21 protein-coding genes and 1 pseudogene are annotated in these 22,232 nt (G+C 74.2%); 10 read left to right on the top strand and 12 right to left on the bottom strand.

Annotation, left to right across the window (positions count from 1 at the left end; translation table 11 throughout):
* The first annotated feature begins 92 nt into the window (after positions 1–92).
* Entirely contained in the window at positions 93–1,352 is a 1,260-nt protein-coding gene (locus tag AB0O11_RS09570; protein WP_363383663.1) for an AI-2E family transporter, read from the top strand.
* Positions 1,353–1,558: 206 nt separating this feature from the next.
* Complete coding sequence (locus tag AB0O11_RS09565) at positions 1,559–2,293, top strand: sigma 54 modulation/S30EA ribosomal C-terminal domain-containing protein (protein WP_363383661.1); 735 nt, start codon at positions 1,559–1,561, stop codon at positions 2,291–2,293.
* Positions 2,294–2,357: 64 nt separating this feature from the next.
* Here AB0O11_RS09565 and lpdA read toward each other — a convergent pair whose 3' ends face one another.
* Both lpdA and AB0O11_RS09555 read right to left on the bottom strand, forming a co-directional pair.
* Positions 2,358–3,764, bottom strand: a complete 1,407-nt coding sequence (lpdA, locus tag AB0O11_RS09560; protein ID WP_363383659.1) for a dihydrolipoyl dehydrogenase — start codon at positions 3,762–3,764, stop codon at positions 2,358–2,360.
* A gap of 265 nt (positions 3,765–4,029) precedes the next feature.
* Positions 4,030–5,661, bottom strand: coding sequence for a M28 family metallopeptidase (locus tag AB0O11_RS09555; protein WP_363383657.1), 1,632 nt, complete (start codon positions 5,659–5,661; stop codon positions 4,030–4,032).
* A gap of 151 nt (positions 5,662–5,812) precedes the next feature.
* On the opposite strand from AB0O11_RS09555, the gene AB0O11_RS09550 reads away from it, so the two are divergent.
* Positions 5,813–5,995, top strand: coding sequence for an antitoxin (locus AB0O11_RS09550; RefSeq protein ID WP_363383655.1), 183 nt, complete (start codon positions 5,813–5,815; stop codon positions 5,993–5,995).
* A gap of 410 nt (positions 5,996–6,405) precedes the next feature.
* A complete protein-coding gene (locus tag AB0O11_RS09545; protein ID WP_363383653.1) occupies positions 6,406–6,921 on the top strand; it encodes a PadR family transcriptional regulator in 516 nt (171 codons plus the stop codon).
* Positions 6,922–7,079: 158 nt separating this feature from the next.
* Here AB0O11_RS09545 and AB0O11_RS09540 read toward each other — a convergent pair.
* Positions 7,080–7,415, bottom strand: a pseudogene (locus tag AB0O11_RS09540) (transposase); the annotation flags it as partial.
* A gap of 220 nt (positions 7,416–7,635) precedes the next feature.
* Here AB0O11_RS09540 and AB0O11_RS09535 point away from each other — a divergent pair.
* The 4 genes from AB0O11_RS09535 (at position 7,636) to AB0O11_RS09520 (ending at position 11,257) form a co-directional block, all read left to right on the top strand.
* The gene (locus AB0O11_RS09535) at positions 7,636–8,514 is read left to right on the top strand and encodes a class I SAM-dependent methyltransferase (protein ID WP_363383651.1); all 879 of its coding nucleotides are present in this window, start codon (positions 7,636–7,638) and stop codon (positions 8,512–8,514) included.
* A 432-nt stretch (positions 8,515–8,946) separates the two neighbouring features.
* Positions 8,947–9,834, top strand: a complete 888-nt coding sequence (locus AB0O11_RS09530) for an isocitrate lyase/PEP mutase family protein (protein WP_363383649.1) — start codon at positions 8,947–8,949, stop codon at positions 9,832–9,834.
* A complete protein-coding gene (locus AB0O11_RS09525; RefSeq protein WP_363383647.1) occupies positions 9,831–10,148 on the top strand; it encodes a hypothetical protein in 318 nt (105 codons plus the stop codon). Before AB0O11_RS09530 ends, AB0O11_RS09525 begins: the two co-directional genes overlap by 4 nt.
* 122 nt (positions 10,149–10,270) lie before the next feature.
* Positions 10,271–11,257 (top strand): bile acid:sodium symporter family protein, encoded by a 987-nt coding sequence (locus tag AB0O11_RS09520; RefSeq protein ID WP_363383992.1) that lies wholly within the window; start codon positions 10,271–10,273, stop codon positions 11,255–11,257.
* On the opposite strand, the gene AB0O11_RS09515 is transcribed toward AB0O11_RS09520, so the two are convergent.
* From AB0O11_RS09515 to AB0O11_RS09490, 6 genes are all read right to left on the bottom strand, one after another.
* Positions 11,223–11,687 (bottom strand): hypothetical protein, encoded by a 465-nt coding sequence (locus AB0O11_RS09515; RefSeq protein ID WP_363383645.1) that lies wholly within the window; start codon positions 11,685–11,687, stop codon positions 11,223–11,225. The two genes, AB0O11_RS09520 and AB0O11_RS09515, sit on opposite strands and share 35 nt — an antisense overlap.
* A gap of 64 nt (positions 11,688–11,751) precedes the next feature.
* Positions 11,752–11,985: a hypothetical protein gene (locus AB0O11_RS09510; protein ID WP_363383643.1), complete on the bottom strand. Its 234-nt coding sequence runs from the start codon at positions 11,983–11,985 to the stop codon at positions 11,752–11,754.
* Entirely contained in the window at positions 11,982–12,824 is an 843-nt protein-coding gene (locus tag AB0O11_RS09505; protein WP_363383641.1) for a hypothetical protein, read from the bottom strand. Before AB0O11_RS09505 ends, AB0O11_RS09510 begins: the two co-directional genes overlap by 4 nt.
* Positions 12,821–14,662, bottom strand: coding sequence for a GMC family oxidoreductase (locus AB0O11_RS09500; RefSeq protein WP_363383639.1), 1,842 nt, complete (start codon positions 14,660–14,662; stop codon positions 12,821–12,823). Before AB0O11_RS09500 ends, AB0O11_RS09505 begins: the two co-directional genes overlap by 4 nt.
* On the bottom strand, positions 14,659–15,207 hold the full coding sequence (locus AB0O11_RS09495) for a hypothetical protein (protein ID WP_363383638.1): 549 nt from the start codon (positions 15,205–15,207) through the stop codon (positions 14,659–14,661). Before AB0O11_RS09495 ends, AB0O11_RS09500 begins: the two co-directional genes overlap by 4 nt.
* Positions 15,208–15,435: 228 nt before the next feature.
* Entirely contained in the window at positions 15,436–16,503 is a 1,068-nt protein-coding gene (locus AB0O11_RS09490; protein ID WP_363383636.1) for a TIGR03617 family F420-dependent LLM class oxidoreductase, read from the bottom strand.
* A 291-nt stretch (positions 16,504–16,794) separates the two neighbouring features.
* On the opposite strand from AB0O11_RS09490, the gene AB0O11_RS09485 reads away from it, so the two are divergent.
* On the top strand, positions 16,795–18,324 hold the full coding sequence (locus AB0O11_RS09485; protein WP_363383635.1) for a carboxylesterase family protein: 1,530 nt from the start codon (positions 16,795–16,797) through the stop codon (positions 18,322–18,324).
* A 149-nt stretch (positions 18,325–18,473) separates the two neighbouring features.
* On the opposite strand, the gene AB0O11_RS09480 is transcribed toward AB0O11_RS09485, so the two are convergent.
* Positions 18,474–19,154 carry a type 1 glutamine amidotransferase domain-containing protein gene (locus AB0O11_RS09480; RefSeq protein ID WP_363383633.1) on the bottom strand — a complete coding sequence of 227 codons (681 nt, stop codon included), beginning with the start codon at positions 19,152–19,154 and terminating at the stop codon, positions 18,474–18,476.
* A 189-nt stretch (positions 19,155–19,343) separates the two neighbouring features.
* Between AB0O11_RS09480 and AB0O11_RS09475 the strand changes: the two genes are divergently transcribed.
* The gene (locus tag AB0O11_RS09475) at positions 19,344–20,255 is read left to right on the top strand and encodes a LysR family transcriptional regulator (RefSeq protein ID WP_363383631.1); all 912 of its coding nucleotides are present in this window, start codon (positions 19,344–19,346) and stop codon (positions 20,253–20,255) included.
* Between the two features lie 8 nt (positions 20,256–20,263).
* On the opposite strand, the gene AB0O11_RS09470 is transcribed toward AB0O11_RS09475, so the two are convergent.
* Positions 20,264–21,097, bottom strand: a complete 834-nt coding sequence (locus tag AB0O11_RS09470) for an ABC transporter permease subunit (RefSeq protein ID WP_363383629.1) — start codon at positions 21,095–21,097, stop codon at positions 20,264–20,266.
* Positions 21,094–22,143 (bottom strand): ABC transporter ATP-binding protein, encoded by a 1,050-nt coding sequence (locus AB0O11_RS09465; protein ID WP_363383628.1) that lies wholly within the window; start codon positions 22,141–22,143, stop codon positions 21,094–21,096. Before AB0O11_RS09465 ends, AB0O11_RS09470 begins: the two co-directional genes overlap by 4 nt.
* Positions 22,144–22,232 lie beyond the last annotated feature (89 nt).

The raw sequence follows: 22,232 nt of genomic DNA, 5'->3' as shown, positions 1-22,232 counted from the left end.
GACGACCGGATCCGGCGGCGCCGCAGGGCGACCCGTCGCGGCACGGGTCGTCGAGACGTGAGGACACCCCGCCGAGCCCGAGGAGGCCGCCCGTGGGAGTGAACGGCGCCGGACCGGACCGGCGCCCCGTTCCGCTGGGCAGCCGCCGTCCCCGGGTGTCGGCACGCCGGACCCCGGCGGGGGCACCGGGCCCGGGCCGGGCTCCGTCCGGGGAACACGTCTCCTCCGGGCTGCGGACGGCGGCCGGGTACACCTGGCGGCTGGTGCTGCTCGGGCTCGCCGCCTATCTGGTCGTCGACGTCCTCTCCCACCTCGTACTGCCGGTCATCGCGCTGTTCGTGGCCCTGGTCATCACCTCCGTACTGCGCCCGCCGGTCGACCTGCTGGCCCGGACGACGCCGCGCTCGCTCGCCGTCCTGCTCGCCTTCCTCTGCACCCTCGTGCTCGCCGGCGGGGTGCTGGCGCTGGCCGGTTCGACCGTCGCCGACGAGTGGAGCCGGCTGGGCAGCGAGCTGCGCGGCGGCCTCTCCCGGATCGACCGCTGGCTCACCGGCGCCCCCTTCCACCTACGGCCCGGCACCCTGACCGATCTTCGGGCCAAGATCGGCGAGTTCGTCTCGGCCCACCGCTCCGCCCTGCTCAGCACCGCACTCAGCGGTGCCGGCCGGGTCGTCGAGCTGGTCACCGGGCTGGCGCTCGCGCTGTTCTGCTCGGTGTTCTTCCTGCACTCCGGCGACCGGATGTGGTCCTGGGCGCAGCAGCAGCTGCCGGTCCGCAGCCGCTCGGCCTGTGATCGCGCCGGTCGCGCCGCCTGGCAGACCTTCGCGGGCTACACCCGCGGCGTGCTGATCGTGGCGGCGTCCAACGCCGTGCTGGTGGGCATCGCGCTGGCGATCCTGCGAGTGCCACTGGTCATGCCCCTGATAGTGCTGGAGTTCGTGGCGACCCTCGTCCCGCTGGTCGGTTCCCCGATCGCCCTGGCGATCGCCGCCATGGTCGCGCTCGCCGCCCGCGGCCCGGTGATCGCGCTGCTGGTGCTCGCGCTGATCGTGGTCATCGGCCAGATCGAGGGCCACCTGCTGCATCCGCTGGTGCTCAGCTGGTCCGTCCGGATCCACCCGGTGGTCATCGCCCTGTCCGTGGCCGGCGGCGCGGTGCTGGCGGGGGCCCTGGGCGCAGTGGTGGCGGTGCCGGTGGTGTCGGTGGCCTGGGCGGTGCTCAGCGAGCTGCGCACCGGTGGCACACCCGGCCGCTCGGGGACGGAACCCCCTGCGGTGGGCGATCGGTCCGGTCGCCGGAAGGACGAAGGCCGGCGCCCGGCCCAGCGCGGAGGCGGCCGGCACGGCGGGTGAGCGCGCAGTGGCGCTGACCAGCAGCGGACCGAAGGTGCGCGCGGACGGACGGGGGTGCCGCAGCCCCGCACCGGCCCCCTCCCCTGCCGGGACCGCCGCTGGTCCGCCCGACCCCCGAGGTGGGGCCGTTGGGCCCTGGCCGCGCGGCCGGGGGGCCGGGATCCTGGTCGCCGGTATGCGCCGGCTGGGAGTGGAAGGGCCTGGGGATGGGCGAGTTGGTCACGGTGAGGGCGTTCGAGGGACTGACCGGCGAGGTCCTGACCGAGGCGCGGGCCCGGGTGGCCGCCGCGGCGGCGGCTCCGGGGGTGGGGACCCTGGTGGAGGGGCTGCGGATCCGGCTCGCGGCCGTGGCCGGAGGCGTGCTGGCGCAGGTGAACGCCGAGGTGGACGGCCGACGGATCCGCGTCCAGGAGGCCACGGCCGGGCTGGGCGACTCGCTCGACCGGGTGAGCGACGCGCTGCGCACCAGGATCAGGGCCGTCTCCGAGGCCTGGGCGCCGCTCCCCTGGCCGGGCCACCGCACGGCTGCCCCCACCGGGCCGGGCGGCGAACCCGTCCGCGAGCCGTGGGTGGTCCGGCGCAAGGAGCCCTCGCTGGTGTGGTGTTCGCCGGAGGCCGCCGCCCGGACCATGGACGCGATGGACTACGACATCCACCTGTTCACCGATCCGGCGACCGAGACCGACGCCGTGGTCTACCGGGTCGGGCCGACCGGCTACCGCCTCGCCCGTACCGTCCCCGCGGGCCCGGCCGGCCGACGGACCTCGCCGATCACCCTCAGCCCGTACGGCGCACCCCGGCTGACGGAGGCACAGGCCGTCGACCGGCTGGCGGGCGCGGAGCTGCCGTTCCTGTTCTTCGCGCACCCGGCCAGCGGACGCGGCCGGGTGCTCTACCGGCGCTTCGACGGCCGGCTCGGCCTGATCGCCGGGCACACCTGACGGCCCGCCGCGTCCCCGCCGAGCGGTCGCTCGACGGGGGCGCGGTGCGCTCGGGGCCGGTGCGTCACATGTTGATCATGTGCCCGGCGAGGCCGTGGATGGCCTCCTTGACCGCCTCGCCCAGGGTCGGGTGGGCGTGCACGTTGCGGGCGACCTCGTGGACGGTCAGGTCCCACTGCTGGGCCAGGGTCAGCTCCGGCAGCAGCTCGGTGACCTCGGGGCCGATCAGGTGGGCGCCGAGCAGCTCACCGTGCGTGTTGTCGCTGATGACCTTGACGAAACCGATCGGGTGGCCGAGGCCGTGTGCCTTGCCGTTGGCGGTGAACGGGAACTTGGCGACCTTGACGTCGTAGCCCAGCTCGCGGGCCTGCGCCTCGGTGTAGCCGAAGGAGGCGATCTGCGGCTGGCAGTAGGTGGCGCGCGGGATCATGACGAAGTCGACCTCCATGGTCTCCGCCCCGCCGATGGTCTCGGCGGCGATCACGGCCATCGTCTCGGCGGCGTGCGCGAGCATCAGCTTGGCGGTGACGTCGCCGATCGCGAAGATGTGGTCGACGCTGGTGCGGCCGCGGCCGTCCACCGCGATGGCGTTGCGGTCGGTGAGCTTGACCCCGGTGTTCTCCAGGCCGTAGCCGTTGACCCGCGGCGCGAAACCGATCGCCTGGAGCACCTTGTCGGCCTCCAGCACCTGCTGCTGGCCGTCCTTGGTGACGGCGACCCGGACCTTGGCGTTCGGGTCGCTGTCGTCGATCGACTCGACCCGGGTGGAGGTGAGCACCTCGATGCCCAGCTTGCGGTACTGCTTGGCGAGTTCGGTGGAGACCTCGACGTCCTCCAGCGGCACCACGCGGTCCAGGAACTCGACGATGGTGACCTTCACGCCGTAGTTGTGCAGCACGTAGGCGAACTCGACGCCGATCGCACCGGCGCCCGCGATGATGATGCTCTCCGGCAGCTGCTCGGTGAGGATCTGCTCCTCATAGGTGACCACGCGGTCGCTCAGGCTGGTACCGGGCAGCAGTCGGGTGGTGGCGCCGGCCGCGATGATGCAGTGGCCGAAGGTGACGACCTCGAAGCCGCCGCCGCTCAGCGCGACCTGGAGGGTGTGGTCGTCGACGAAGGTGCCCCAGCCGTCGTACTCGGTGATGCCGTTCTTCTTCATCAGGTAGTGGACGCCCTTGACCCGGCCGTCGGCCACCGAGCGGCTGCGGCGGAACGCCTCGCCGAAGTCGAAGGTCACCTGGCCCTCGACCTTGATGCCGAAGGTCTTGGCCTCCTTGGTGAAGATGTGGGCGAGCTCGGCGTTGCGCAGCAGGGCCTTGGAGGGGATGCAGCCGACGTTGAGGCAGACGCCGCCCCAGTACTTGGCCTCGATGACCGCGACCTTCAGACCCAGCTGGGCCGAGCGGACGGCGGCGGTGTAGCCGCCGGGGCCCGCGCCGAGGACGACGACGTCGTAGTGCGTGCTCATGTTGCTGACTCCTCCGAGGGTGTCACGGTGTCGTGATCTCGGTCCCATGGTGTCAGGACCGGGCTCGGCGCACCCACCGGGTCTCGGCGGATGCGCTCCGCGCGGCACCGTACCGGCCCGGGGCCGGATTTGTCAGTGCTCTTCCGCCACGGTGACCGCACCCGCAGCCACCAGGGGCGATGACGGAGGGGGCCCGGGTGGAGCAGTCGCGCACGGTGGTCGGGTGGGCCCGCCGACCGGGAGCGGCGGCGGGCCCACCCGGGCGTCAGGCCGTCACCCCGTGGGAGCGGCCGCCGCCCGTTCCGCCGGTACCGGCCACACCGGCCGCGGGCGCCGTCTTCGCGGCCGGGCGCTGGGCCGGGACGGGCTTGTGCAGCGAGGACAGGTCCCAGGCGTAGGTGCCGACGGCGTTCGCGATCACGTCGATGTTGACGTCGAAGGCGCCCATGTCGATGTTGCCCAGGTCGTCGCAGGCCTTGTGGTAGCACGCGTCGTACGCGACGCCGGCCGTGCCGCCGTAACGGGCCGCCTGCTCCGGTGACTTGACCTTCTCGGCGCCGGTGTCGGTGCCACCCGCCGGGATGCCCGCGTCGATGAACGGACCGTAGTCGGAGCGGCCGTTGAAGGCGGTCGGGTCGTGCGGCAGGCCCCGGCCTTCCAGGTAGCCGTTGATGTCCCGCTCCAGCTGCGCCGAGCCCTCGGGGCCCGCGCCGCCGCCGGCGCTGCCGGAGCCGTTGTAGACGAACTGTGCGTAGTTGGGGGATGCGATCATGTCGAAGTTGAGGTACAGGCTGATCTTCTTCCGCTCCGCGTCGGAGAGGGAGTTCACGTACGTCTCGGCGCCCTTGAGGCCGAATTCCTCGGCCGACCACCAGGCGAACCTGACCTTGTTCTTCACCGGGTGCACACTGAGGTTCTTCGCGACCTCCAGGATGCCGGCCGAGCCCGAGCCGTTGTCGTTGATGCCCGGCCCCTCGGGGACGGAGTCGAGGTGCGCGCCGACCATCACGGTGTGGGCCGGGTCGCCGTCGCGGGTCTCGGCGATGACGTTCCAGGTCTTGCGCGGCTCCATGAAGGTGCGGATGTCCAGGGTCACCCGGACGGGCCCGGCAGCGGCCTCGGCGGCCAGGGCCTCGCCGGCGGCCTTGGTGATCCCGCCGGTCGGGATCCTCCCGGCCGTCGGCTCGCTGAGCGTCCCGTTGAGGTTGCCCTCGGTGTTGTTGTAGACGATCGCCCCGGCGGCGCCCGCACCGGCCGCGGCGGCCTGCTTCTCGGCGAAGCTGCACCCGCCGCGCCGAATCAGGGCGATCTTGCCCGTGAAGGCGCCCGCCGGGTAGTCGGCGGGCGTGCAGCCGGTGGTGGCGCTGACCGGAGCGATCGCCAGGTCCGCGGTCAGGCCCGCCTCCGGGCCGCTCACCGAGTACGTCATGGCGATCACCGGCACCGACTCGGCCTTCGGGGAGACCACGTCGAGGCGCTCCGAGCGGGCCTCGAAGAAGGTGTACACGAATTCCTGCTGGGACACCTCGAGTCCGGCCCGCCGCGCCTGCTCGTAGACGTACTGCGCGGACTGGTCGTGCCCCGTCGAACCGGCCACCCGGGTACCGCCGTTGCGGTCCGCGATCAGCTGGAGCGCGGCCAGGGTGGCCCGGGCGTCCCGGGCTCTGCTCGCCTCGACCAGCCGGGAGGCCAGCTTGGCGCCCTTGCGCGCCGGGTCCGGGTCGGCCGAGGCGGTGCCCGCGCCGGCCAGCAGCAGCGGGGTGACCAGGGCGGCGACGGTCAGGGCGGCGCCCGCGCCACGCCGGGTGGCGGCGGTTCGCGGGCGCCCTGGAGTGGTGGCGCGGTCGTACGGGGTGGGACGGTCGAGCGGGGAGGTGGAGCGACGGGTACGCAGCATCAAGGCAACTCCTTCCGACGGGCCGTGAGGTCATGATTTGACATGATCGGAATCCCGTTGCCAAGCCTTTACGCACACCGCGCGGATGCGCCCCGCAGCACGTGCGGCGATATTGGAGGGGTGGGGGCGTCTCATCCAGGAGTGTGACCAGATGTCCATGATGGATAAGCTCAAGAGCCTGCTGAAGGGCCACGAGGAGCACGCCGAGAAGGCCGTCGACAAAACGGGCGACGCCGTCGACGAACGCACCCAGGGCAAGTACAGCGGTCAGGTGGACACCGCCGAGGAGCAGCTCAAGAACCAGTTCCGCGACCAGCCGCCGCCCCCGCAGTAGCGGGTTCCGCGGGGCACCGTACCCGGCCCGTCCGACCGGTCCCACCGCCCTGGTCCGGCCGGGCGGCCGGACCAGGGTTCGGTCTTCCCGGCGTCCGGGGTCAGTCGTCCGGGGGTCCGCCGTCCGGGGGTCCCGTCCGGGGAAGGTCCGGGGGTTCCGTCCCGGGAAGGCCTTCGTCGCCTTCCCGGCCGTCGCCGCCCGCGCCGCAGTTCTCGCAGGGCGCCGGTCCGGGCCGTTCGCGCGGCCGTCCGCACTCCGGGCACACCCGGTCCAGCCAGCAGGCGGACTCGCCGCCATCGTCCATGCGGTCGATTCTGCCCGGAGCATCCTCCCGAGCGCGAGTGGACACCGCCCACGGCCGGGCGCACGGGCCGCGTGCAGCGGACCGTGCTGAACACCGACCGTGAGCAATGCCCGGACCGTCACACGCCGGTGACACCGTCGACGCACTCCCGGAGCAGGCCGGGCTGCTACACCGCCGCACCGAACCCGGCAGCGGCGCCGCACCGCGGCAGACCCTGGAGCTGACGGCGCAGGGACAGGCCGAGCTGCTGCGCCGGCTGACCGACCCGGAGCAGGCCGAGATCACCGACCAGATCCGCTTCTTCACCCTCACCGCCTTCCTGCACCACCTCGCCGACCCGACCCGGCAGGCCGCCGTCCTCCGCCGCCGGCTGGCCTTCCTGGACGCGCCGAGCAGCTTCTTCTACGACGGAGCGGGGCAACCGGTGACCGCCGAGCGGGAGCCGAACCCCTTCCGGCGCGGGATGCTGCTCGTCGCCCGGGCCTCCACGGCGGCCGAGCGGGCCTGGCTGACGGCGACCATCGCGGACTTGGAGCGACCGGGACGGGCGAGGTCCTCGGAAACCCCCGTCACACCGGCGGATTCACAGGCCTCGGAACACTACGGCCCGTCCAACAAATGATCATCTGATTGGTTCGCGCAGCCCGAGGATCAGAGCGGCAAGGACGACTCCGGCGCGGAAGCGGTCGGCGAGTCCGTCGAAGCCCGTGGCGATCGCACCGAACCGCTTGAGGCGCCTCCCGCAAGCTGCCCGAACCTTCCGGCGCGCCCCCTGGGCTCCCTCTTGCGGGCGCCCGCGGTGTGCCGGTGGGCCCGGTTGACCAGGCGTCCGGCGACCGTCGACCCGGCCCACTGCGCCGTCGCGGACCTGGACGCACTCCGGCAGCTTCGCCCAGTGCCGTCCACCTCCCAGCGGGCGAACCGCTCGCAGACGGTCTGCCACGGCCTGCGTCCCTCCAGGAGGTCGCGTCATGGAGCCCCCGTCCGCAGCCGCCACAGCACCCCGTTGGCCACGCACCGGTGATCACGCCACGGACGCCGACGCCCGTCCGCCTACGGCGACAGGGACTCCATCCGCCCCCATGCCGCGTCCGTCAACCCGTCCCGACCTGCCACACGATCAATTACCAGACACGCCTTGAGGCGTACAGGCCCATCGGAAGCGGAGACGAAGGCGCATGCCCCTGCCGAACGTCGATCGAAAAACCGGATTCAGGCGGTTCCGCATCTGGCTCCACCCGGCCCCGGCATCGCTATGATGATCCGCCTCACGTCCTCGGCGTCCCCTCCGCGGCGTGATCCGCCACCGCGCCCCGCCGTCCCCCTGGAGGCCGCCGTGCCCACTTCCGAGACCGCGGTCGAGCCCGCAGTCCACTCCGCGCCGCTGAAGCGGGACGACATTCCCGGCTGGTTCTTCAGCCTCGACCGGGCCGCCTTCAGCCACCTGCTGTCCGCCCAGAGCGCGGCCGGCGCCACCGGCGACATCCTGGAGCTCGGCAGCTACCTCGGCCGCAGCGCCGTCCTGCTCGGCGACCACCTGCAGCCGGGCGAGCGGCTGACGGTCTGCGACCTGTTCGACTCCGAGGCGGGCGACGCCGAGAACGCCGCCGAGATGAACATGTCCTACCGCAAGACCCTCACCCGCAGCGCCTTCGAGGCCAACTACCTCGCCTTCCACGGCGCGCTGCCCGAGATAGTGCAGGCCCCGACCTCGGTGCTGGCCGACGGCCGCATCCGGACGGGCAGCTGCCGCTTCGTCCACGTCGACGCCTCCCACCTCTACGAGCACGTCGCCGGGGACATCGCCGTGGCCCGCGCCGCGCTCACCGAGAACGGCCTGGTCGCCCTGGACGACTACCGCTCCGAGCACACCCCGGGCGTCTCCGCCGCGGTCTGGGAGGCCGTCTTCACCGGCGGGCTGCGGCCGGTCCTGCTCACCCCGATGAAGTTCTACGGCACCTGGGGCGACGCGGCGGCCGCCCAGGCGGTCCTGCGGGAGCGCGACTGGCGGGCCGAGGGGTACACCGTCGACGAGGACACCATCGCCGGCGCCCGGGTACTGCGCCTCAACTACCAGGTCAAGGCCCCGGTCCAGCGCTCCACCTCCCGCCGGATCGCCCTGGAGCTGCTGCCCCCGGTGGCGACCAAGGCCACCCGCCGGATGCTCCGGACGCTGCGCGAACGCCGCGCCGCTCCCCCGGTCGCGAACGCCTGACCCCTCGCCGGGGCCCGCCCCTCACCGGCCGGGCCCCGGCACCGCCTTCGCCCCGCACACCCACGCGCGCACCCCGCGCCGAGCACCCCGCCACCGCGGCGGCGATCGGCACCCCGGCCGACACTCCCGGCCGCCGGGCCAGACCGCGAACACCGCCGGCCCGGCCCCTCCAGCCCCCGCACCGACGCCGGTGACCACCAGCCCGGCCGTCAACTCCCGACTCGTGCCGACCGCCCCGGCCGTCGCAGCGCCAGCCCATGGCGGATGACCATATTGTCGGGCTTTCGGATTTTCTCCGCACCCTCACTCTAATGAGTGAACCTCATTTAAAGATTTGCCCACGGAACATTAAAGGGCACATAGTGATGACACCTCAGTTCGGTCTGGTGAACACCAAGTTCAGGCAAAGTCATCCCCAGTGAGGAGAAGACCTTGTTCCACGGAAACACGGCATCGGACAACCCCGGGCAGCGGCTGCGCACGGAGATCGCGGGCCCGGGGACGACGCCGCTGATCGGCGTCTACGACATGTACTCGGCCTCCATCGCGGCCGAGCACTACGACGGCATGTTCGTCTCCGGCTTCGGCTTCGCAGCCTCCTACTACGGGCTGCCCGACATCGGTTTCATCGCCTGGCCCGACATGGTGGGCTTCGTCGAGCGGCTGCGCGGCGCCTTCCCCCGGCACCACCTGCTGGTCGACATCGACGACGGCTACGTCGATCCGGAGGTGGCCTGCCACGTCGTGCGCAGGCTCGAACGGATCGGCGCGTCGGGCGTGATCCTGGAGGACCAGAAGCGGCCGCGCCGCTGCGGGCACGCGGACGGCAAGCTGGTGCTGCCGCTGGAGGAGTACCTGGAGAAGCTGGAGCTGGTCCTCGCCAACCGGACGGACCTGGTGGTGGTCGCGCGCACCGACGCCACCGAGGAGGACGACATCCTGCGCCGGGCCCGGGCGCTCGCCGCCACCGACGCCGACGTGGTGCTGGTGGACGGCGTGCGCAGCGAGGAGTGGATCCGCCGGATCCGCCGGGTGGTCGGCGACAAGCCGCTGCTGTTCAACCAGATCGCGGGCGGCAAGTCGCCCCGGCTGTCGCTCTCGGAGCTGTCGGGCCTGGGGGTGGACGTGGCCATCTACAGCACGCCGTGCCTGTTCGCCGCGCACCGGGCGATGGACGAGGCGCTGGCCGGGCTGAAGAAGGACGACGGCCGGCTGCCCACGCCGGCCGGGGGGCGGGAGCAGGTCGGCGTGCGGGAGTCCACCGAACTGCTGGAGCGGAACGTCTCGCGCTCCCGCGGGCTGATGGCGGTGACGGCATGAGTGCCGGGCTGCGCGGGCCCGCCCCGTCCTCGCCGGCCGCCGCCCTGCGGGCCACCGCGCTGGGTCTGGCCGGGGCCTGTGCCCTGCTCGCGGGCGCCGCGTCGCCGGCGGCGGCCGGCGGTGGGCTGATCACGGTCGTGGACAACTCGAACGCCGACTCCTGGCTGGAGGTCGACCGGACGGCCAACCTCCAGAACGGCAGCGGTTCGGCGGGCAGCGACCACGACGGTGCCGGTTCGCTGGTGGGCGGCCTGCTCGGGCCGGGGTCCTCGTCCGGGCCCTCGCTCCACCCGGTGACGGGAGGCGGCCCGTGACCGACCGCCTGGCGCGCCCGGAGCAGCCACCAGGGCTCCGGGCGCGCGGGGACCGAACGCAGTCGCGACGCGGCCCCCGGCCCCGCTCCCGCGGGCTGCTGCTCCGCCGGCCGGACCCGTACATGGCGGCGCTGGCCGGGACGGTCGGGCTGGCCGCGTTGTTCCCGGCCTCGGGCGCCTTGGCCCGGGTCGCCGGGGCCGCCTGCGACCTCGCGGTGGCGCTGCTGTTCTTCCTCTACGGCGCCCGGCTCTCCACCCGCGAGACGCTGGCAGGGCTGCGCCACCTGCGGCTGCACGGGCTGGTGCTGGTCGCCACCTTCGTCCTCTTCCCGCTGCTCGGGCTGGCCACCGCGCTGCTCACGCCCGTCCCGCTGACCGGGGCGTTGCAGACCGGGGTGCTGTTCCTCTGTCTGGTGCCCTCCACGGTGCAGTCCTCGGTAGCGCTCACCGGCGCCGCCGGGGGCAACGTTCCGGCGGCGATCTGCGCGGGCACCTACTCCAGTCTGGCGGGGCTGGTGCTGACGCCGCTGCTGGCGGCCTGGCTGCTGGGTTCGCACACCGCGCTGTCCGCGGACGGGCTGCTGCGGATCGGGCTGCAGCTGCTCGCGCCGTTCCTGCTCGGGCAGTTGTCGCGGCCGTGGCTCGGCGGGCTGCTGTCCCGGCACAAGCGGGTGCTCACCCCGGTGGATCGCGGCTCGATCCTGCTGGTCGTCTACACGGCGTTCAGCGCGGCGGTGTCCCAGGGCATCTGGGGCCTGGCCACCCCCCTCGCGCTGCTCGGACTGCTCGCGGTGCTGCTCGCCCTGCTGGCCGCCGCCCTGGCGGCCACCGGGCTCGGCGCCCGGCTGCTGGGGCTCGACCGCCCGGCCACCGTGGCGGCGGTGCTGTGCGGTTCACAGAAGAGCCTGGCCAACGGCCTGCCGATGGCCGCCGTCCTGTTCGGAGCGCAAGCCGGGCTGATGGTGCTGCCGTTGATGCTCTACCACCAGCTCCAGCTGATCGTCGGCACCGTCCTCGCCGGCCGCTGGTCGCGGGCGCCGGCGGCCACCACGGCCGGCCCGGTCCCGGCCGCGCTCAGCGGCCCGGGCGCTCCGCCAGCGCCCGGGTGATCCCCCGGCGCAGCCTGGCCGAGGCCCCGGGCTGCCGACCGAGCCGGTGCAGCCGTTCGGCCGGCAGCTCAGGTCGGCGGGCCAGCGCCAGCACCGCCGCGAACGGGCGGTCGCCCTCCGCCAGCCGGTCGCCCACGAGATCGGCCAGACCACCCAACGCCGCACCCGTGAGGGCCGGGTGGGCGGCGATCAACCGAAGGAGGCAGTTGTCGTTCCACGTGCTGTTGCGCCGGGTTGACAGCGAGGCCAGCAGGTCGGTGGGTGCGGCGGCATTCGAGGCGATCGCGCGCCAGACGAACGAGTACTCCCCCTGCGCAAGCCGGCGCAGGACGTCCGGATTCGAGGTCCGCTCGGCCAGCCGCAGGTAGTCCCCGCCGTCGTGGAGGTGCTTGAGCGCCTCGGCGTCGTCCATCGTGTCCGTCGAATCCATCGCGTCCCGCCGCGTCCGTGTCGTTCACGTCGAGGCGCGACCCTAGCAGGCGGCCGACCCACCCTCAGTCCCCTTCGGCAGGGGTGCTGAGGGCAGTGGCCGGGAGGGTGGGCAGCGGTCCCTCGGGCCGCAGCGTCCAGCCGGCCGGGGCCAGGGTCTCCGTGCCCGGGCGGGCGGTGAGGGTCAGGGTGACCCCGTCGTCCGCGAGGACGGTGTACGGCATGGCCGACCGGACCCGGCCGCAGGCGACGTCCCGCCCCACGGCGGTGCTGCCCGGGGCGAACACCGGGCCCGTCATCGGACGTAGTAGGCCCGGTTGTGGGCGGCGACCGGCGGGGACTGGTAGGTCCAGACCCCGGCGGCCGGGGCGTCGGCGATCAGGTGGCCGAGGTCGCGGGCGGACGCCTCGGCGGGGTTGCCGAGGTCGAGCCGGACGCGTTCTGCGGTGCGGTCGTCCAGGGCGTAGTAGCGGTAGGGCTGGTAGACGTTGAGCGGCCCGGCCAGCAGCTTGCCCTCGTCGTCGGTGCCGTAGCCGGTGATCGGGGTGTTGTTGACCGACTCGGGGGTGAGGCCGACCAGGTTCACGTCCAGGGCCAGGAGTTCCTCCTCGTGGCGCCTCAGTCCGTCGGCTCCCAGGGTGGCCCGACGGCAGGAGACCGACCAGCGTTCGCGCACGGCCGGCGCGTTGAGGGAGGGCAGGGTGGTCTCGAACCAGCCCGGGTGCTTGGGCTCGGCGTACAGCCGGCGCCCGGCGTCGATGGCCGAGGGGTTGTCGCAGAGCACGTGCAGCCGGGCGATGCCGAGCAGCTTGGTCTGGTCGTAACCCCTGGCGTACTGGCCGTAGTTGACCACCGGCATCCGTTCCTCGGCGAAGAGCGGGTGGGCGATCAGGTTGATCTCCAGCTCCTGGGTGATGCCGCCGCCGTTCGGATACTGGGCGAAGTAGAGCTGGTAGTTGAGCGAGACGCAGGCCCCGCCGTCGAAGGCGGCGACGTTCAGCCCCGGGTGACGCTTGGCGAGCAGTTCGCGCGCCCGCGCGCGGTCGACCAGGTAGTCGACGCCGATGTTGTGCAGCGCGCCGTAGTGGAAGGGCAGGTGGTACGGCTCCGGTACGGGCGGCAGCGGCAGGCCGGTCATGAGGGCTCCGAGGACGAGGACGAGGACGAGAGCGAGGGCAGGGGCGAGGGGGACGGCGAGGGCGGTACAGGGGTACGGGAGGCGGCCGGGCTCGGCACGACTGCCGGGCGGTGCAGCTCCAGCAGGTCGCGGTGCATCCGCTCGGCGCTGCGCAGCGCGAGGGCGGCCATGGTGAGCGAGGGGTTGGAGGTGCCGAGGGAGGGCATCGAGCCGCAGCCGACGGCGTACAGGTTGGGGTGGTCCCAGCAGCGCTGCCAGTGGTCCACGACCGAGTTCGCGGGCGAGTCGCCCATGATGTGGGTGCCGCCCCCGTGGCCGGAGCCCCGGTAGCCGTGGACGGCTCCCCGGTGTTCGAGCCGCCCCGGCCATCCGGGCGCCGGGTAGGCGGTGTGGTCCTCGGCGCCGAGCAGCGCGAACAGCTGGTCGGAGACGGCCCGGGCGGAGGCCATCCCGTCGCGGACGTACTCCGAGAGGTCGTAGCGGACGACCGGAGCGGGCAGACCGAGCGGGTCGCGCCGGTCCCGGTCGAGGGTGACCCGGTTGGCCGGGTCGGCGGGCTGCTCCAGCTCGAACTGGAGCGAGAACTGGCGGCCCAGCCGGTCACCGAGCCGCTCGCGCAGCTCCTTGCCGCGCAGACCCTCCGCGAGCAGCGCCGCCGCCTCGGCCTCCGGCGCGCCGCCCGCCCAGGACCAGCCCCAGTTGCCGATCACGATCCGGAACGGCGCCCGGCGGTCGCGCCCGGGACCGAAGCGGAACGCCTCCAGGCCGCTGGTGGACCCGGGGCCGCGATAGGGGCCGACCGGGCGGGGCATCAGCCCCCAGGTGAGCAGGGCCGGGTGGTCCATCAGGTTCCGGCCGACCTGGTCGCTGCGGTTGGCCAGACCGGAGAGGAGCAGCAGCCGGGCGTTCTCGATCGCGTGCGCGGCGAGGACGACCAGGTCCGCCTCCACCCGGTGGGCCTTGCCGCCCGCGAGGTACTCGACCGCCCCGGCCCGCCCGGTCTCCGGGTCGGCCAGCACCCGGCTGACGACGGCCTCCGTGCGCAGTTCGATCCCGGCCGCCCAGCGGCCCTGGGTGCGCAGCGGGGTGTACTTGGCGCCGCTCGGGCAGGCCGGGACGCAGCCGGCGCTGCCCGCGCAGAGCGGTCCGTCGGCGGAACCTGGCCGGGTGGGCACGCCGTTGCGGGCGTGCGGGGTGGCGGTGACGGCGAGCCGGGCGGGGCCGGGCACGGCAGGGTCGCGGACGGTACGGCCGTCGAGGGCGCGGGCCAGCTGCCGGTCGAGATAGCTGGCCGGGATGGCTTGCATCGGGTAGTGGTAGCCGTCCGGAACGGGCAGTCCGACGGCGCGGCGCTGCTCGTCGGCATCGGCGGCGACCCCGAGTTCCCGTTCGGCCTCGCGGTAGTGGGGTTCCAGGTCGTGGTAGCCGATCGGCCAGTTGCGGCCGTGGCCGAGGTCGCCGGTGCGGAAGTCCTCGGGGTGCATGCGCGGGGTGAGCCCGGTCCAGAGCAGTCCGGTGCCGCCGTTGACGCGCAGGTAGCCGCTGGCGTAGGGCAGCGGCCCGGACTGGCGGAGGTGGCCGGTGGCGGTGAAGCCCCCGTCCGGGCGGCCGGTGAGGTCGGTGACGTCGGGTGACGGCGCCTCGGAGCTGTGCGGGTAGGGCGAGGTGGGTGGTCCGCCGCCGGCCGCGCGGTGGGCGGTGGCGGCCTCGGCGCCGGTGGGAGCGGCCCGCCCGGCCTCCAGGACGAGGACCCGCCAGCCCTGTGCGCCGAGGCGGTGGGCGACCAGTGTCCCGGCGAAGCCCGCTCCGACCACGACGGCGTCCCAGCGCGCGTTCATCGGCCCTCACCACCGTTGTTCGGTGCCGTCGCACGTCGGGGGGCCTCGGGTGCCCGCAACGGCTCGGCTCCGCCCGATGGCTCAGCCCCTTCGCGGGCCTCGGTGTCTCCCCGGGCCTCGGTGTCTCCGCTGGCCCCGGTGCCTGCCGGGACTTCAGTGTCGTCGGGGACCTCGGCGCCTCGGGGTGCCTCGGCCCAGCTGCCGTGTCCGGGGGCGGCGGCGCCGGGCGGGGTGGCGTGGAAGGTGCGCCAGACCAGTCCCTGGTCGTGGGCACGGGCGGAGGAGGGCGCCTCGCCGGGCCAGGCACCGACGTACCAGAGGTGGACCAGGGCATGCTCGTCGCGGACCCGGTGGGCCAGCGTGGTGCGGTGGTGCTCGTCCGCCATGCCGGTGGCGCGCAGCTCGGGTACGTCGAAGCCGGTGAGCTCGGCGCAGACGCGCAGGAACTCGTCCAGGTCGGCCAGGGCGTCGACGTACGCGTTCGCGACGGGGTCCCAGCACTCCGCCAGGTCGTAGTCGGCCGGGCGGTCGTCGGACACGGACACGCGGGCACCCCCACGATCGACAACGGGTGGCCGAGGCATGACAGGCCGTACGGCGCAACGGGCCGTACGGCGCGACAGGCCCCACAATGTGGCAGGCCCGGGCGCCGAGCCTCGCCGAACCGCCCGGCCTGCCACCGCGATCCTGCCGCCCGCCCTCACCCCCGGAAACGCGTTGCACGAATCTGCCCGGACTTCGTCACTCCCTGCCCGATCAGCCGCCCACCACGATCACCCGGCGTCCGCTTCCGGTCGGCCCAGCGCCCGGACCGCCGACAGGACGTCCAGGCCCAGCTCCGGATCGGCGTCCTCGGGCAGACTGACGGACAGCCGGGTGACCAGACCCGCGTACCGGCGGTGGATCTCCCGGGCGACCTCCTCGACCGAACCGCAGACCGCGAAGGTGTCGAACACCTCGTCGTCGATCAGCGCGGACATCTCCGCCCAACGCCCGCGCACCGAGTGGGTGTGCAGCTCCTCCTGGAGCCCCTCCCAGCCGTGCTGCGCCAGCACCGGGCGGTAGGCGGGCGTGGAGGCGTAGAACGCGAGCCGCTCGCGGGTGGCCGCCCGGCTGGCCGCCAGTTCCTCCTCGGTGCGGCCGGTGGCGGTGAGAACGCTGCCGACGACCTCGAACGGCCGCTCCGTCCATGCGGCCCCGTCCGCCTCGGCCCGGGCCCGCTCCTCCGTCAGGCCGGGCAGCACCTGCTCGGCCAGGTAGGCGGTGGAGGAGAACGGGTGGCTGAGGAAGCCGTCTGCCACCGCCCCGGCGGTCCGGGTCATCAGCGGCCCGACGCCCGCCAGCAGGATGCGCGGCACCCCGGACGGGACCGGGTCCGGGGAGAACACCGGCGTCATCACCGTGTGGGTGTAGAACTCGCCCCGGAAACGCAGCCGTTCACCGGTCTGCCAGCTGTGCCAGATCGCCCGCACGGCGTGCACGTACTCGCGCATCCGGGCGGCCGGACGGTCCCAGGGCATCCCGAAGCGCTTCTCGATGTGCGGCTTGACCTGCGAGCCGAGCCCGATGACGGCCCGTCCGCCGGAGGCCGCGTGCAGCCCCCAGGCCTGGTAGGCGAGCGTCATCGGGGTGCGGGCGAAGGCCACCGCGATGCCGGTGGCCAGCTCGATCGACTCGGTCCGGTCGGCCGCGCGGGCGAGCTGGAGGAACGGGTCGTACGCGGTCTCGGCGACCACCAGCCGGTCCATGCCCCGGCGTTCGGCCTGCTCGGCGGCGTCCAGGATGCCCGCCGGGTGTCCGGAGGCGGCGGCGTCGAGGCGGAGGGCGGCGGGTCGGTCCATGGCGGTGTGCTCCTGGTCGCGGGCGGCGGTGCTACCCGGGTAGCCTGCCACGCCTCGGTCCGCACCCCCGGACGGACCGCCGTCACCTCCACCCGCCGCCTCACCCACGACCGCCGGCCCCACCCGCACCCCCCGGCAGCGCGAACAGCCGCTCCAGGTACCGGTCGACGGCCGTGAGCGCGGCGGCGGGCTCGACCACGTCCAGCTCCAGCAGCGTGGTGAACCCGGTGAGCGCGAGCAGCAGGTCGTCGACCGATAACGTGGAAGGCCTTCCGAGGGAGGAGCGTCCACATGCCGGAGCAACCCGTCGTCCGCACCACCGAGGGACTCGTCCGCGGCCGCTGGGAGCCGCAGCACGGGCAGGACCACCGACAGGAACAGCAAGCGGGCCGGGAGCTCGCGGTCTTCCGCGGCATCCGCTACGCCCAGCCGCCCGTCGGAGTCCTGCGCTTCGCCGCCCCCGTCGAGCCCGAGCCCTGGAACGGCGTCCGCGAGGCCACCGCCTTCGGCCCCGTCGTCCCCCAGTCCGGGCCGATGCCCACCGATTCCCCCGGGACGTCCGAAGACACCGACTGGCTGACGCTCAACGTCTGCACACCCGATCCGGGCGCGGCCGGGCTGCCGGTCCTGGTCTGGATCCACGGCGGCGGGTTCATCTCCGGGGCCTCCGCCGACCCGCTGTACGACCCGACCGCCCTGGCCTCTGCCGGGCTGGTCGTGGTGAGCATCAACTACCGCGTGGGCGCCGAGGGTTTCGCGCTGCTGGAGGGAGCCCCGGCCAACCGGGCCTTCCTCGACCAGATCGCCGCCCTGCACTGGGTCCGGCGCAACATCGCCGGGTTCGGCGGAGACCCGGCGCAGGTGACCGTCGCCGGGCAGTCCGCCGGAGCCGGGTCGGTCGCCGCCCTGCTGACGACGGCCCAGGCCCGCGGCCTGTTCCGGCGAGCCGTCGCCCACACCGTGCCGGGCACCCACTGCACGCCCGCCCTGGCCGCGGAGGTCACCGCCGAGCTCGCGAAGGTGCTCGGTACGGCCCCCACCGCCGCCGCGCTGGCCGAGGTGCACCCGTGGCGCCTGGCCTCGGCGGTCACCGAACTCGGCACCGCGCTGCCGAAGCACCTCCCGCGCTGGGGCCGGCTGGCGCAGAGCGGCATCGCCACCGTCCCGGTGGTCGACGGCGAGGTCCTGCCCGGCTCTCCGTGGTCGGCGCTCGCCGACGGCGTCGAGCTGCTGGTCGGCCACACCCGGGACGAGTTCCGGCTGTTCAGCGTCCTCAGCGGCCGGCACGGCACCTTCACCGAAGAGGAGGCCCGGCTCGCGCTGGAGCTGTTCGCTCCGCCACCGGACGGCCCGGACGCCTACCGGGCCGCCCTCCCGGGCGCGACGCCCTCCGAACTCCTCGAAGCCGTCAGCTCCGACGCCCTGTTCCGGGTGCCGTCCCTCCGGCTGGCCGAGGCCAACGCGGCCGCCGGCGGCACCTCGTACCTCTTCGAGCTCGCCCTGCCCGCCCCCGCCCTCGGCGGCGTCTTCGGCGCCTGCCACGGTCTGGACGTGCCGCTCGCCTTCGGCAGCCTGGACAGCCCGACGGCGCGGCACGCCCTCGGCGACCCGCCTCCGCCGGAGGCGGTCCGGGTCTCGGCGGAACTGCGGCAGGCCTGGGTCCGGTTCGCCACCACCGGCGACCCGGGGTGGCCCTCCTTCGATCCGGACGGGCAGCTCACCCGGGTGCTGGACGCCCGCTCGGAGACCGTCCGCTACCCGGAGCAGGCCGCCCGCCGGATCTGGTCGGGGAACCCCCTCACCGCCTTCGACCTCCGCTGACGCAGGCCCGGCACGAGGGGACGCCCGTGGGCGGGTCCGGCGGATCCGCGACAGGTCCCGGGCACCCCACCCGGGCGGGTGAGCGACGGGTGCGACGCATGCGCACGCTCCGCAGCTCACCCGCCCGCACGGGGCCCGCTGTGCGGCCGCTACTTCGCCGCTTCCTCCAGCAGCTTCAGCAGCCCGGCGGCCACCGGGGCCGAGGAGGCCGGGTTCTGACCGGTCACCAGGTTGCGGTCGACCACCGCGTGCGGCGCCCAGGGCTCGCCCTCCTCGAAGTCCACGCCGAGCTCGACCAGCCGGTCCTGGAGCAGCCACGGCGCCCGGTCGGCCAGGCCGGCCTGGGTCTCCTCGGCGTTGGTGAAGCCGGTCACCCGGTATCCGGCGAAGGGCGAGCCGCCGCCCTCGGTCCGCGCGGCGAGCAGTGCGGCCGGGCCGTGGCAGACCACCCCGAGCGGGCGCCCGGAGGCGAGCGCCCGGGTCAGCAGCCGGCCGGAGTCGGCGTCGACCGCCAGGTCCTCCATCGGGCCGTGGCCGCCCGGGTAGAACACGACCTCGTAGTCGGCCGGGTCGACCTCGGCCAGCACCAGCGGCTGCCGGAACTCGGCGATCTTCGCCAGCTCCCCGGCCATCGCCGGATCGGTCAGGCTGGCCCGGTCCGCGACCGGGACGACACCGCCCGGGGTGGCGACGGTGACCCGGTGGCCGGCCTCGGTGAAGGCGCGGTACGGGACGACCGCCTCCTCCGCCCAGAAGCCGGTCGGGTGCGCGGTGCCGTCGTTCAGGGTCCAGACCTTCGAACCGGTCAGGACGAACAGGATGTCGGCCATGGGGCGTGCCTCCAGGGGTGCGGCGGTCTCCGCCGCGACGGCCTGCCGCGGCGCTCACGCCGTCGACGCTAGACGCGCCCGGCCTGCGGGAACCAATGGGCCACGCGATGCGAGGTATCGGGATTCCGATGCCTGACCCGGATCGTCGAGCCGACCGTCGAGCCATCGGGATCCCGTAGGCTGGCCGGTATGAGCGATCGGCCGACCACCGGCTCCGGCCCGCTGGACCTCAACCAGCTGCGGACCTTCCTCGCCGTGCACCGGGTGGGCTCCTTCACCGCGGCCGCGCACCTGCTGGGCCTGTCGCAGTCCACGGTGACCGCCCAGATCCGGGCGCTGGAGCAGCGGCTCGGCCGGGAGCTGTTCGAGCGCGGGGCCCGCGGGGTCAGCCCGCTGCCGTACTCCGACGACCTCGCCGCCCGCCTCGCCGTGCCGCTGGACCAGCTCGCGGGCCTCGGCGACGGTCGAGGCGGCGGCGTGCCGGAGCCGGTCCACCTCGCCGGGCCGGCCGAGTTCCTCGGCACCACCCTGCTGGCCGAGCTGGCCCCGCTGGTCGCGGAGGGCGTCCAGCTGCGGGTGACCACCGGGCTGACCGACCCGCTGCTGGCGGAACTGCGGGCCGGGCAGCACGACCTGGTGATCGCCACCCGGCGTCCGCGCGGCCGGACGCTGCTCGCCGAACCGCTGGCCGACGAGGAGTTCGTCCTGGTCGCGGCCCCGGTCTGGGCCGAACGGCTGGCCGGCCGGGAGCTGCCCGGCGCGCTGACCGAGGTCCCACTGCTCAGCTACGCCGAGGACCTGCCGATCGCCCGCCGCTACTGGCGGCACGTCTTCGACCGGCGGCTGCACGCCCGGGCCGCGGTCACCGTGCCCGACCTGCGGGCGGTGCTCTCGGCGGTCACCGCGGGCGCGGGCTGGAGCGTGCTGCCCGGCTACCTCTGCCGGGCCGAACTCGCCTCCGGGGCCCTGCGGTTGCTGCACGAGCCGGCCGATCCGCCGATCAACACCGCCTACCTGGTCCGCCGCCCGGCCGGCCCGGCCAACCCCCACGTGGCCCTGGTCCGCGAACGCCTGCTGGCCGCGGCCCGCAGCTGGGGCTGACGTTCGGCTCAGACCGCCAGGTCCCGCCGTTCCAGCAGCCGGAAGGCCGCCGCCAGCCCGAGCAGCCCCACCCCGATCAGCACCCCGAAGGCCGCCCACGGCACCCCGCCGTGGGCGAGCACGTCGCCCGGCGCGTAGTAGTGGAACGGGCTGAGGTAGCGCAACGGCCTGGCCGGGGACCAGGCCAGCGCGACGAAGTTGAGCGCGAAGCCGACCGCGCCGAACGCGACGGCCGCGCCGATCACATGGGCCCGCCGCCGACTGAGCGCCGAGACCGCCAGCACCGGTCCGGTCAGGCAGAACGCGAGGGCGCAGCCGAGCAGTCCGGCGGCGAACACCGCGCCCTCCGGGACGGCCGCGCGCAGCGGGGCGGAGATCGCCACTCCGAGCGCGAGGGTCAGCGTGGCGGCGGCGTTGAGCAGCACCGTGGCGGCGATCAGGGCGCCGGCCCGCTCGGCGAGCAGCCGGCGGCGGGAGACCGGGCGGGTCATCAGCAGCTCGATGGTGCCGGACTCGACGTCGGCCGCGACGGCCGCGGCACCGAGCGAGCCGATCGCGGTCAGCTGGAGGGCGATCCAGAACGGGTGGGTGAGTCCGGCGCCGAGCAGGCCGGGGTAGCTGGCGATGGAGACGTCGCCGTTGGAGCCGCTGAAGGCCTTGAACGCGCCGGGCGGGGTGCGGCGGGCACCGAACAGCTCGTCGGTCGGAACGGTACTGGCGATCACCACGATCAGGGTCTCGAAGACGACCATGCCGAACAGCAGGGAGAACAGCATCCGGCGGCGCCGGTGCAGGGCGAGCCAGACCAGCGGGAGGCGGCGGTTGACGGTACCCGGCTTCACGGCCGCTCCTCCGGCTCCGGCAGGCGACCGGCGATCGGGGGCCCCTCGGCCCCGACGGAGCCCTCGGCTCCGGCGGGCTCCCCGGCTCCGGCGGACTCCTCGGCCCCGACGGACCGGTAGAGGTCGAGGAAGGCCTCGTCCAGGCCCGCCTCCTCCACCGTCAGGTCGGCCACCGCCTGTTCGGCGAGCACGGTGCGCACGGCCGCGACCACCTCGTCGGGCGGCACCAGCAGCTCGACCCGTGAACCGTCCCAGCGCGGGGACCACCGCTCGGCGGCACCGAGCGGCCTGGCACCCCGCCCGTCTCCGAGGACGAGCCGGACCCGGCGGGCCCGGGCCTGGCGCAGTTCGGCCACCGAGCGGACGGTGACCAGCCGTCCGTGGCGGACGATGGCGACCCGGCCGCAGGTCCGCTGCACCTCGGGCAGCACATGGCTGGAGAGCAGGACGGTCCGCCCGGCCGCGGTCTCCTCGGCGAGCAGTTCGTAGAAGGTCTCCTGGACCAGCGGGTCGAGCCCCTCGCTCGGTTCGTCCAGCACCACGACCGGCGGCCGGTGCTGGAGCGACTGGACGAGCCCGAGCTTCTGCTTCATGCCGCGCGAGTACTCCCCCACCGGTCGGGCCAGGTCGGCCCGGGAGAGCTTCAGCCGCTCGCACAGCTCGCCCTGCCGCGGCACCGGGGCGCCCTGGAGGGCGGCGAGCAGGTCGAGGGTCTGCTGCCCGGTGAGTTCGGGGTAGAGCCGCAGTTCGCCGGGCAGGTAGCCGATCGAGGGGGCGAGCCGGCCGTGGTCGGCCACCGGGTCCAGGCCGAGCACCCGCACCTGCCCGTCGCTGGGGCTGAGCAGGCCGACCAGGCAGCGCAGCGTGGTGGTCTTGCCGGCGCCGTTGGGGCCGAGCAGGCCGAACACCTCGCCGGCCTCGACCGACACGTCCAGCCGTTCGATGCCGACCGTGGCGCCGTAGCGCTTGGTGAGCGAGCGCAGTTCGATCACCGGACCGTCTCCGGTGCCGCGGCGGTCCACGGCCGGCTCCGGGTTCCCCGGCATGACCACCTCCTGTGACGGATGCGCTGCTGCGACGGATGCGTCCGACATCCAAGCGCGCCCGGCCGGGCGAGTCGAGGGACACGCCCGGA

This window comes from Kitasatospora sp. NPDC093102 (genome assembly GCF_040683915.1).
Taxonomy (GTDB): Bacteria; Actinomycetota; Actinomycetes; order Streptomycetales; family Streptomycetaceae; genus Kitasatospora.
The sequence above is the reverse complement of the archived record's forward strand: the minus strand, read 5'-3'. Positions and strand labels throughout refer to the sequence as shown.

What these genes read in the sequence shown, in the direction of transcription:
- AB0O11_RS09565 (WP_363383661.1), top strand. Translation starts at nt 1,559, where the DNA reads ATGGGCGAGTTGGTCACGGTGAGGGCGTTCGAGGGACTGACCGGCGAG.
- lpdA (WP_363383659.1), bottom strand. Translation starts at nt 3,764, where the DNA reads ATGAGCACGCACTACGACGTCGTCGTCCTCGGCGCGGGCCCCGGCGGC.
- AB0O11_RS09555 (WP_363383657.1), bottom strand. Translation starts at nt 5,661, where the DNA reads ATGCTGCGTACCCGTCGCTCCACCTCCCCGCTCGACCGTCCCACCCCG.
- AB0O11_RS09550 (WP_363383655.1), top strand. Translation starts at nt 5,813, where the DNA reads ATGTCCATGATGGATAAGCTCAAGAGCCTGCTGAAGGGCCACGAGGAG.
- AB0O11_RS09545 (WP_363383653.1), top strand. Translation starts at nt 6,406, where the DNA reads ATGCCCGGACCGTCACACGCCGGTGACACCGTCGACGCACTCCCGGAG.
- AB0O11_RS09525 (WP_363383647.1), top strand. Translation starts at nt 9,831, where the DNA reads ATGAGTGCCGGGCTGCGCGGGCCCGCCCCGTCCTCGCCGGCCGCCGCC.
- AB0O11_RS09520 (WP_363383992.1), top strand. Translation starts at nt 10,271, where the DNA reads ATGGCGGCGCTGGCCGGGACGGTCGGGCTGGCCGCGTTGTTCCCGGCC.
- AB0O11_RS09515 (WP_363383645.1), bottom strand. Translation starts at nt 11,687, where the DNA reads ATGGATTCGACGGACACGATGGACGACGCCGAGGCGCTCAAGCACCTC.
- AB0O11_RS09510 (WP_363383643.1), bottom strand. Translation starts at nt 11,985, where the DNA reads ATGACGGGCCCGGTGTTCGCCCCGGGCAGCACCGCCGTGGGGCGGGAC.
- AB0O11_RS09505 (WP_363383641.1), bottom strand. Translation starts at nt 12,824, where the DNA reads ATGACCGGCCTGCCGCTGCCGCCCGTACCGGAGCCGTACCACCTGCCC.
- AB0O11_RS09500 (WP_363383639.1), bottom strand. Translation starts at nt 14,662, where the DNA reads ATGAACGCGCGCTGGGACGCCGTCGTGGTCGGAGCGGGCTTCGCCGGG.
- AB0O11_RS09490 (WP_363383636.1), bottom strand. Translation starts at nt 16,503, where the DNA reads ATGGACCGACCCGCCGCCCTCCGCCTCGACGCCGCCGCCTCCGGACAC.
- AB0O11_RS09485 (WP_363383635.1), top strand. Translation starts at nt 16,795, where the DNA reads ATGCCGGAGCAACCCGTCGTCCGCACCACCGAGGGACTCGTCCGCGGC.
- AB0O11_RS09480 (WP_363383633.1), bottom strand. Translation starts at nt 19,154, where the DNA reads ATGGCCGACATCCTGTTCGTCCTGACCGGTTCGAAGGTCTGGACCCTG.
- AB0O11_RS09475 (WP_363383631.1), top strand. Translation starts at nt 19,344, where the DNA reads ATGAGCGATCGGCCGACCACCGGCTCCGGCCCGCTGGACCTCAACCAG.
- AB0O11_RS09465 (WP_363383628.1), bottom strand. Translation starts at nt 22,143, where the DNA reads ATGCCGGGGAACCCGGAGCCGGCCGTGGACCGCCGCGGCACCGGAGAC.